The following is a 10,468-nucleotide window of genomic DNA, read 5'->3' on the forward strand; positions in this document are numbered from 1 at the left end:
TAAGGAATGGCGCGCCATCGCCACCCGCTACGAGAAGACCGCCGTCAGCTTCATCGGCGTCCTCGGCCTCGCCGCCCCCTTGATCGGCTCAAGCGATGACACACCCTAGCTGACCTAGAGTGCCATCTCAGCTTGCTCGCCAGCACGTCAGGCCGTCCATCCGGACACCCTTTGCGCCGCTTCGCGCGACGTTCAGTGATTGGTGGCGATCCGGTATGGGTTTAGCATGAGTGGGGTTGTGAAGATTTCGAAGACCGCGTGGTCGGTCGCGGCTCTCTGCGCTATCGCCTTGGCTGCTAGCGGCGCGGCATCGGCGGAGCAAGGTTCGATCACCGTCGGGGAAACGACCCTTACCCTTCCTTCGGATTCTCACGAACCTCAGCGGGCGCTTGTCGTCCTACGAAATCCCGGTCCCGATCGGGTATCAGACGTGATCGTCGCTTGCCACTTCATCAGCGACATCGGCTCTGTCCTCGAGACGGTCACGGCACAAGTTCGCGAGGTCGCAGGCCGAGCAACGGTCCAAACCTCTGCAACCTATTACGGGTGGCCGAGGGCTACTCGCGCAACTTGCCGAGTGCCGTAGACTGCGAACAGCGCCCGGTGCTCTCAACCCGGCGTCTCTCCACGTGGTCCATCAGTTCGTGGATGTAGAAGCCCAGGACATGTGCCAAGTTCAGCAATTCGGCCAGATCGATGCATCGGTCATCTGCCTCCATAGAGGTAAAAGCGGACTGATGGCGGCCGAGTTTCTTCGCCAGGTCCGTCTGTATTGGCCCAGTCTCTACCCGGTACTGGAAGACGCAGTTGGCCAGCTTCCTGTGTTGGCCGGATGTAGTGAAATGACTTGCTAACGCGCTTCCGCGCCGGACGGTGACCTGGCATAGATCGCATCAGGTGCGTTCTGCCCGATGGCCGCCATAGGGCGCCGAGCGACCTCGCCGCTCGTGCGTAGCAGAAGCACGACTGGAACCAGGGCTACCAGAACGATCAGAAGGGCGGCGACCGCCCCATCCTCGTAGGTCCCGCGGGCGGCCTCGCCATATAGGTGCGTGCTGAGAGTTTCCACGTTCAAGGGGCGCAGCAGAAGAGTTGCGGGCAACTCCTTCACGCAGTCGACGAAGACCAGCAGCCCACCGCTCAGAATCGCGGGCCACGCCAGGGGAAGCTGGATCCGGACGAGAGCTCCGATCCGGTTCGATCCAAGCATGCACGCCGCGTCGGTGAGAGATGACGGGATTCGGCCGAACCCCGCCTCTGTCGCGCCCGTCGCGATGGTCAGGAAACGGATCACGTAGGCGGCCACTAGGGCCGTGGCTGTTCCTACGCCGAAAAGACCCACAGTAATCCCTGTTGTCGCCTCTAAAACATGGGCGGATGCCGTGTCGATGAGGGCCAGCGGCGGCATGAGTCCGACGGCCAGAATGGTGCCGGGCAAGGCGTATCCGAGGCTGGCAATCCGGCTAAGCCATCGCCCCGGAAGCGGGCTGACGAGGCCGGAAGACGCCGCGACGAACACACCGAGCACTGCCGTGACGAGCGTTGCGCCGCCTGCAAAAAGCATGGTCTGTGTGATTTCTCGGCCGAGCGTTGGCGGGAGGCCGGATGCGAGGACGCGCCGGATCGCGGCCTCGGCCAGATAGCCTGCCGGCAGCGCGAACCCGAACAGAACCGGCCACCATCCGAGCACCATGGCAGCGAAGGCCTTGCCACCTTGGAGCCGTGTCCGGCTCATCGGCGGACTGCGCTGCCCCAAACCTGCATGCCCCCGCATCGCTCGTCCCGCGCGTTCCAGAGCCAGCAAAGCGAGCACGCCTGCGAGCATCGCCAAGGCGATCTGCGCGGCACCGGGCAGGTCTGACCGGTTCACCCAGGTGGCGTAGACCTGAACCGTGAGCGTCCTAACGCCGAGGAATTCCGCCGCCCCGACATCGTTCAGCGCTTCCATCAAGGCGAGGCTCGCTCCCAATGCGATGGCTGGCCGCGCAATCGGTACGACGACGCGGAAGAACATCCGCGCCGGGGACGCTTCCAGGATCTTTGCGGCTTCGATCATGCTCCGTGCCTGCATGAGGAAGAGCGCCCGGGTCGGCAAGTAGACGTACGGATAGAGGACGAGACCGAGGAGCAGGATGCAGCTCGGCAGGGATCGCAACTCCGGGAAAACGAGATCGCGTGGTCGCGCCAATCCGAGTAGCGACCGCAGGCCGCCCTGAACCGGGCCGAGGGGATGGAGCAGGTCGAGATAGGCATAGGCGACGACATAGGTGGGAACTGCCAGCGGCAGGAGCAGGGCTGCGTCAAGCCAGCGCCGGCCGGGGAAATCGAACGCCGTCACCAGCCAAGCCGTGCCGACACCGACGACCACCACCACTACGCCCACGCCCGCCAGCAACAGCACGGTTTCCTGGATCGCTTGCGGCAGCACGTAGGCGAAGAGGTGCGGCCAGTTCTCGCCAGTGCCTTGTATCGCTGTGAGAAACAGCGAGAGCACTGGCGCCAGGAGGCCGGCCGCCAGCAGCGTGGCCGCCGCGCGGCCGGCAATACCTCCCATCGAACGCATGGATGCCTAGTTGTCGAAGCCGACCTTGTCGGCGAGCAGACTCGCGGCCTTGCGGTTGCGGGCGATCTCGACGAGCGGGGTCGTGTCGATTACCAGATTTCCGAGCCCGGCGAGCAACGGATCCATCGTCGCGCCCGCCTTCACCGGGTACTCGTAATCGGTCTTGGCATAGACCGCCTGGGCCTCGTCTGAGACGAGGTATTCGAGGAGCTTGACGGCCTCTTCGCGGTTCGGGGCGGACTTCGCAACGACCGCGCCCGAGATGTTCACATGCGTGCCGCCGCCTTCGAAGGTCGGCATCACGACCTTGATGGCGTCTGCCCATTTCTGCTGGTCTGGGCCGCCACGGCCGGATTTCATCAGGCCAATATAGTAGGAGTTGCCGACACCGATTTCGCAGAGGTCCGCGGCGATGTCGCGAGCGACGTCCCGGTCGCCCCCAGCTGCCTTTCGGGCAAGGTTCGCCTTGAGGCCCTTGAGCCAGGTTTCGGTCTTCTCGGGCCCGTGCCTAGTCAGGAAGGCGGCGATCAAGGCCGTGTTGTAGGGGTGCTGGCCCGAACGTATGCAGACCTTGCCCTTCCAGTTCGGGTTGGCGAGCGACTCGTAGGTCGCAGCGTCTACTGGGGCGTCCTTGGCCGCGTACAACACACGGGCACGCATCGAGAGCGCGTACCAGTGGCCGTCGGCATCGCGGAGCGGTGCCGGCACGGCCGTCTCCAGAACGGTCGATCGCACCGGCTGCGACAGGCCCTTGTCGACGATCTCGATCAAGTTGCCGACATCGACCGTCATCAAGACGTCCGCATTGGAACGGCTCCCCTCGGCGGCGACGCGTTCGGCCAATCCCTTCTCGACGAAGACCGTATTGACCTTGGTGCCGCTCTTGGCGGTGTAGGCATCGAGCAGCGGACGGATCAGCCCAGGCTCTCGCGTCGTGTAGAGATTGAGTTCGGCAGCATCGACGCCGGTCGCTATGAGCGAGAGGCAGAGTGCGAGAGCTGCGCGGAGACCGAGCGGCGAGCGGCGGCAGCGCGGCTGGGTGACGAGATCGGGTCGGGTCATCTTAGCTCCTGTCTGATGCATTGGGTCCGTCGCGACATGTCAGTCCGCGTCGGTGACGAGGCAGGGCTCCGCTGCGTCGAGCGTGAGGCCGATCCGGTCCCCCAAAGCCGCAGCGTCGCCGGCAGGGACCGAAAGGACGAGGGAGGCTTCGAGCCCGTCGACGGCCAGTTGCAGGCGGCGCCGCGCGCCGTCGAAATCGCTTTGAAGCACTCGGGCAGGCGTGCCGCTCCCCGACGGCCCGATCCGGATCGCTTCCGGTCGGAGCCAGACCCACACCTTGCGGGCGGCCGTCGGACAATCGATTGGTATGCGTCCAAGGGGCGTGTCGACCGCGTTACCGCGTAGGTTGCCGGGTAATGCCAGAACGTCGCCGAGGGCGGCGGCCGCGAACGGAGTTGCCGGAGTACGATAGATCTCTTCGGGCGTACCGATCTGAACGACCCGCCCGGCCCGCATCAACACGATCCGGTCGGCGATCCGTAGCGCTTCTGACGGATCGTGGGTGACGACCATCGCCGTTGTATCGGTCCGGCGCAGGAGTTCGATTGTGTCGGTTCGGACCCGGTCGCGGGTTTCCTGATCGAGGTTCGAGAAGGGCTCATCGAGAAGCAGCAGCCGGGGACCAGGGGCGAGCGCCCTCGCCAGGGCGACGCGCTGGGCTTCGCCTCCCGACAGGACATGTGGATAGCTGTTGGAGCGATGGTCCAGGCCGACCTCGCGCAGGCGGCCGAGCCCGACCGCCCTCGCCTTCGGGCGGGGCATCCCGCGCAGCCCGAAGCAGACATTGGCAAGAACGGTCATGTGGGGGAACAGCGCGTAGTCCTGGAACATCAGGCCGACGCCGCGGGATTCGGGCGGCACATCGATGCCCTCGCCTGAGACTCGACGGCCGTCGATATGGACGCTGCCCGATCCGGCCTCCTCTAGGCCGGCGATGATCCGGAGAAGCGTCGTCTTCCCGCATCCGGACGCACCGAGAATGGCGAGGATTTCGCCAGGCATCACCGACATCGAGACGCTATCGACCGCGATCGCATGGCCGAAACGACGGCAGACCGCCTGGAGTTCGAGACGGGGAACCGGCTGCGGTGCGAGCATGAACTCTGCCTGCTTCGGATACCGGGGGCGACGGAAGCGCTCCTGCCGGTGCCGTCCGATGCCGCGCGATCGGCCACACCACGACTGAACGTTCGAAGGGCCGACTTTCATCCGCTCCATCCTTCGGAGGGTGGGGCGTGGAGCGGACCAGCGCGAGGCGTACCCGCGCGGGTCCATAGAAGCTCAGAACCGCCAGATCAACTGGCCCCTGATCGTCCGCGGTGCGCCGGGCGTGATGTTGTTGTTGTTGTCGGCCGTATAGATGTAGCCGCGGTCAAAAATATTCTCGATGTTCAGCTGTGCTCGCAGGTTTTCGTTGAACGTGTAGAATAGGCCTAGGTCGAAGCGGTTGTAGCCGGGTAGGCGGACCGTGTTGTCGGAACTCGCGAACGTATGGGTCTGGTAGACGTAGCCGATGCCAATCGAAAATTCGTTGGTGACGGCGAACTTGTTCCAGAGAGAGAAGGAGTTGAACGGCACCAAGCCGACCGTGTTTCCTTTAACGATCGTCGCCGAGGTCGCACTTTCGATCCTGGCATCGGTGAGGGCGTAGCCGCCCGCGACCTGCCACCAATCGGTGACGTAGCCGTTCGCTCCGATCTCGATGCCTTGCGTGTTTGTCTTGCCCGACAGAATGAAGAAGCCGGGGTTGTTGGGGTCGGCGAGACGCTGATTCCTTCTATCCAGATTGTAGGCAGCGGCAGTGAGCTGAAGCCTCGGATTGACGTCGTATTTTACGCCGACCTCGGTGTTTTCGAACTCCTCGGGCTTGGCGATCACGAGGCCTGGCGTGAATGCGCCGATCTGGTCACCAGAACTCGGCAGGTAGGAAACACTGTAGCTTCCGTAGAAGGCTAGGTTCGGGAGGGGCTTCAGAACGATACCGGCACGGGGCGAGACGAGGTTGTCTACGCGCGACTGGGTGATACGTGTTCTCTGATCGGTCGATGCGAAGTCGAAGTAATCGTAACGTAGGCCGCCTATCAGCTGGAGCCAATCGGTGATCTCGACCTGATCCTGCGCATAGACGGCCGCCAAACCAAGATTGTAGCGGCTGTTCGCATCCGTTGTTCCATTGTTGCGGAAGGTAACCGGAAGGCGGGTGACGGGTGAGAGCGGGTTTACGACGACGCTCGACACCAGGTTATTGCCGAAGCCGAACAAGGCGGTCTGCCGGAAGACGAGACCCTCCTGATACCCGAGTTCAAAACCGCCGAGGAACGTGTGTTTCAGGGAGCCTGTGTTGAACTTGTAGGTGAAGTCGTTCTGGCTGAAGTAGTTGGTACGATCGGTCTCGTTCCGATATCCGGTGATCGTAACCGCCGTGCCAGCCGCGTTTACGGGGCCGCCCGGCAGCGTGTTCCGATAGAAGCGGTTGTAGTCGGCAAAGCGCAACTGACTGTGCATCTCAACGCCGCTGTCGAACTGGTGGTCGAGAGTCGCCGTCGCGATGTTGGCATCAACCTTGGTGAAATTGCCGTAGGGGTCGCCGAAGAAGGTTCGGATGTTGTTCCGGTAGTTGTAGGGGCGACCCAATTGGGACGGAATTCCTCGATCGGGGAATCGGTCGTCATGGAAGTACTCGTAGGAAAGCTTTAGGGTCGTCTGCGGATCGATGAGGAAAGTCATCGTCGGGTTGAAGCCGTAGCGGGTCAGCTCTCCGAACTGGCGGTACGTTCCGCTGTCCTCGACGACGCCGTTTAGGCGGAAGAACACGCTGTCGCTGATCCGATCACCGACGTCGACGGCGACGCGCTTGTCACCGAACTGGCCGCCGCCAGCTATGATCTCGCGGACCCGCAGACCGTCTGCCTCCTTCAACACTCGGTTGACGATGCCGCCGCCGCCGCCGCGGCCGAAGATCAACGAGTCGGGCCCCTTGAGCACCTCGATGCGCTCAATGTTGTAGAGGTCGCGGTAGTACTGCACGTCGTCGCGCATCCCGTTGACGAAGAAATCGGCGCTGGTGCTCTGGCCTCGGATGATCGCCTGATCGCGGTTGCTCTCACCCTGCGCCGGGATGAAGCCGGGGACATACCGAAGCTGGTCCGTGAGGTTTTGGAAGTTCTGGTCCCGGATCTGCTCCTGAGTCACGACGGTGACGGCCTGCGGCGTGTCAATCAGAGGAGTGGCCGTCTTCGTCGCTGTTCGGGTCTGCTTCTGCAGGTAGCCGACCGAGACACCGCCTTGCGGACCGGCCTTCGGTGCGCCTGGATTGCCGAGCAGATCGCCGGCGACCGCAATTTCTTCCAGTGTCGCTGCGCTGGGGCCTGCCAACGCCTGGACTGCGCCCGTCGTCTCGCGTTCCGAGCCCTGCCGTCCGGCCTTCGATTTCTGTGCCGGCTCGGCTGCTGCCATTCCGATCGTCGCCACGGATCCCAGGAGCGCCAGAAAAACGCGAGACCGCCCGCGCGCTGCAATATTTTCCATTCTCGACACCCAACCACTCGACCAAAGATGTCCCGCGACGTTTCGCGCAGGTTTCCGATGAAGGTGTCTAGGCCGGGAGATCAGGGATGGGTCAAATTACCAAAACCCAATGTTCGCAAGCTGGAATTAATCCAATTTCGATCAGCGTTATACTTGCTTGACCCATCAACCTGCAAAGGAATAAATACTAGGATAATTCGCTTATAGGTTGTGGATTCCTCGGCTGAGAACCGGCGCTGACGCTCGTCATGCTCATTGTGGCTTTCAAGACACGGCGCTTATCATCACACTTGAGAACATGTCGAAGTTTGTTGTCCACAAAGCTGCGTATTCACGAGTAGAGCCGTGAGAATCCTGCTCATTGAGGATGATCGCCGGACTGCGGACCTGATCGGTGAAGGGCTCGTTGGGGCGGGGCACCTTGTCGACTATGCTACCGACGGAAATGAAGGCCTGCGGCGCGCCCGTACGGCAGCCTACGGCGTCGTCGTCATCGACCGGATGCTGCCGGGTCTCGATGGACTCGAAATCGCGCGACGCCTGCGGGCATCCTCGGTTCGGACACCGTTGCTGTTCCTGACGACGATGTCGGGCATCGACGACCGGGTAGAGGGGCTCGAAGCCGGTGCCGACGACTACCTCGTCAAACCCTTCGCCTTTCCAGAGCTCCTCGCGCGCCTGAATGCCCTGGCGCGGCGCCTTCCACTCGCACAGGTTGAAACGGTGCTGCGTGTTGGCGACCTGGAAATGGATCTGGTCTCTCGGCGGGTGAAGCGCGCGGGCGAGATTGTTGAGCTACAGGCGCGCGAGTTTCAGCTGCTGGCCTATCTCATGCGGAATGCGGGATCACTGGTCAGCCGCCGACAACTCCTGGAGAACGTCTGGGAGTTTCACTTCGAGCCGAGGACCAATCTCGTAGAGACGCATATGAGCCGCCTTCGCGCCAAGGTCGACCGCGACTTCGACAGTTGGCTGATCGAAACGGTTCGTGGCTCGGGGTACATCCTGCGTGAGCGATCTTCGTAACCTCGTCCGCAGCACCGGCTTCCGGTTCGCGCTCTACTACACGGTTGTCTTTGTGGTCTCGGTCGCCGCCATCGGTTGGCTGGTAGAAGTGGCCGTTTCCGACGCACTCCGCGGGCAGGCCCGCTCCTGGGCCGAGGGCGAAATTGGCGCTCTGGTCGATGAGTTCGTCCATGGCGGCCGCGCCGATCTGGATGCGGCGTTGGCGGGCCGATTGCAGCGGGGCGAGGCTCGTCTCCACTACGCGATCATCGAAACGGACGGCCGCGTCACCGGCGATACAAACCTCGTGGCGCTCAAGGCGAGGGCGGACACCCGTGCCCGGGAATTCGAAGACATCAACGCCGATCGGTCGAACAGAACGGTCGTCGCGGTCGCCCAGACCCTGAGCGACGGGACGAGGCTGATCGTCACCGACGATCTCAGTGGTGTTCTGGCTGTCCAGGCCATAATCCGGCGGGTCTTCGGAATGGCCCTTCTTGCATCGGTCGTTCTCGGCGTCGCGCTGGGTGCGCTTCTGTCAGGAGCTTTTCTGAGACGCGTCGATGCCATCAACCGGACCGCCGAGGCGATCATCGCGGGCGATCTCGGCCGACGGATCGACGTCGCAGGGACGAAGGACGATTTCGACAGGCTCGCATGGACCCTGAATAGGATGCTCGATCGCATCTCTGGCCTCATCGAGAACGTGCGGCAGGTCTCCAATGACATCGCCCACGATCTTCGGACGCCGTTGACCCGTCTCCAACACGGCTTGCAGCAGGCTGCTAGCCGGCCGTCCACAGAAGCGGACTTTCGAAATGCGATAGACCGGGCAAATGTGGAGATCGGCGAAATTCTGGACGTGTTCTCGGGGCTTCTCCGCATCGCGCAGATCGAGGCTGGGGCGCGACGGGCGGGCTTTCGTTCGGTGGATCTGTCCTCGGCCCTGCGTACTGTAGCCGAAGCTTACGCCCCCGCCATCGAGGATAGCGATCGTAGCTTCGTATACGACATCGAGGGCGGCATCCTCGTGAAGGGCGACAAGGAACTCTTAATGCAGCTGTTCTCCAATCTCTGCGAGAACGCGCTTCAGCACACGCCGGCCGGCGCGACGATCGAAGTCAGATTGAGCGCGGCCGCGGGCCAGGCCGAGATCTCGTTCACCGACAACGGGCCAGGTATTCCGCCCGAGGAACGGGAGAAAGTGTTCCGTCGCTTCTACCGTGTCGAGAAGAGCCGCAGTGCCGTCGGGAACGGTCTCGGCCTGACCCTCGTCGGCGCGGTTGCCGAACTGCACGGTGCGCTGATCGTGCTCTCCGACAATGGGCCCGGTCTCCGGGTAACTATCGTTCTCGCGGCTCTGTCCGACGGCCCGAACCCAGAGCGGTGACGTAGGATGTCCAGGGCCGCCCGGTTTCGCTCAATCCATCCCGACAGGTTCTGCAGGGGTGGTTCGATAGACGCTTCTGAGACGTGTTCGATTTTCAGGCGCCGCCCGCAGTGCCTTCTTGAGAGCGGGGAGAGCCAGGAATGCCTGGAAATATGCGTCCTCCGCGCGTGTCTCGACCAGCGCCTCAAGGAGCTCAATGGCCTTTCCGAGCGCGGCCGTAACGCCGGTGGGCTCCGGACGGAAATGGTAGCCGTGCGTTTCGATCCAACGCTCAATCTCGTCGACTGTGCCGACACCGACGCCCCGTGTCGCCAATAACTCCGCTCTCGTACAGCCTGCCGCGATCCGGAGCATCTTTGAGGGCGGGAGCTTGCCACTCAATAGCAGTTCTTCGAGATTCCCGTCCTGGCCGCTCCGTCTCGGGAGGCGTTGTGCGAGGCAAGCAATGGCGCGGCTCGACAGGGGTAGAACGGCATCGAAGCTTTTGGCGTTTGATTGTCTCGGCTTGGCCACCCATCGGATACGGCGACGCAGCGGACGCTCCTGACCCTCCGAGTCGCTGGACTCATTCTCTCCCGGATCTGAGGAGATGCGCCTCTTGATCGTTGTGGACGTAGCCTTCGACATGGTCGGTAGGGAGGCTGCCTTTTCGTGAACGCGTCGGCTCATCGCTCCGACGACGGCATCGCCGTCCGTCTATGCCAAGGCCCGGTCAGTTTTTGAAGTCTATCAAAAATGATAAAATCAATGTTTCTAATTATTCTAAGATTAACTTGTCGAATGCTTGCTAAGGAGGTTTTAGCGTCGACAAGATGACGGTCGCTGACGTCGCGATAGTTTTTGCGGTCTGAGATGCCCTCGGCAGGCCAGCGGCCTAGCCAGCGCATTACGGGAGCGGGCCAGATTGTACGTAGGTCGTG

Annotated in this window: 7 protein-coding genes and 1 pseudogene; 3 read left to right on the forward strand and 5 right to left on the reverse strand. The window is 62.6% G+C overall.

All coding sequences use genetic code 11. The annotated features are described in order from the left end of the window. Positions 1 to 109: pseudogene (locus MGN01_RS22410) on the forward strand (IS5-like element ISMt1 family transposase); the annotation flags it as partial. A 741-nt stretch (positions 110 to 850) separates the two neighbouring features. Here the strand turns inward: MGN01_RS22410 and MGN01_RS22420 are convergent. The 4 genes from MGN01_RS22420 to MGN01_RS22435 form a co-directional block, all read right to left on the reverse strand. Further along, positions 851 to 2,563 (reverse strand): ABC transporter permease, encoded by a 1,713-nt coding sequence (locus tag MGN01_RS22420; protein WP_147049016.1) that lies wholly within the window; start codon positions 2,561 to 2,563, stop codon positions 851 to 853. A gap of 6 nt (positions 2,564 to 2,569) precedes the next feature. After that, the gene (locus tag MGN01_RS22425) at positions 2,570 to 3,625 is read right to left on the reverse strand and encodes an extracellular solute-binding protein (protein ID WP_147049017.1); all 1,056 of its coding nucleotides are present in this window, start codon (positions 3,623 to 3,625) and stop codon (positions 2,570 to 2,572) included. A gap of 39 nt (positions 3,626 to 3,664) precedes the next feature. After that, a complete protein-coding gene (locus MGN01_RS22430) occupies positions 3,665 to 4,834 on the reverse strand; it encodes an ABC transporter ATP-binding protein (RefSeq protein WP_238258524.1) in 1,170 nt (389 codons plus the stop codon). Positions 4,835 to 4,906: 72 nt separating this feature from the next. Further along, positions 4,907 to 7,153 (reverse strand): TonB-dependent receptor, encoded by a 2,247-nt coding sequence (locus tag MGN01_RS22435; RefSeq protein WP_170246124.1) that lies wholly within the window; start codon positions 7,151 to 7,153, stop codon positions 4,907 to 4,909. A 345-nt stretch (positions 7,154 to 7,498) separates the two neighbouring features. Here MGN01_RS22435 and MGN01_RS22440 point away from each other — a divergent pair, with 345 nt between their 5' ends. Together MGN01_RS22440 and MGN01_RS22445 are read left to right on the forward strand one after the other, a co-directional pair. Then, complete coding sequence (locus tag MGN01_RS22440; RefSeq protein WP_147049020.1) at positions 7,499 to 8,179, forward strand: winged helix-turn-helix domain-containing protein; 681 nt, start codon at positions 7,499 to 7,501, stop codon at positions 8,177 to 8,179. Positions 8,180 to 8,231: 52 nt separating this feature from the next. Continuing rightward, positions 8,232 to 9,548, forward strand: coding sequence for a HAMP domain-containing sensor histidine kinase (locus tag MGN01_RS22445; protein WP_147049021.1), 1,317 nt, complete (start codon positions 8,232 to 8,234; stop codon positions 9,546 to 9,548). A 665-nt stretch (positions 9,549 to 10,213) separates the two neighbouring features. Here MGN01_RS22445 and MGN01_RS24025 read toward each other — a convergent pair. After that, positions 10,214 to 10,468 (reverse strand): hypothetical protein (locus MGN01_RS24025; protein ID WP_210246100.1); only part of this gene is annotated, 255 nt, incomplete at its 5' end.

This window comes from Methylobacterium gnaphalii (assembly GCF_007992215.1).
In the GTDB taxonomy this organism is placed as follows: Bacteria; Pseudomonadota; Alphaproteobacteria; order Rhizobiales; family Beijerinckiaceae; genus Methylobacterium; species Methylobacterium gnaphalii.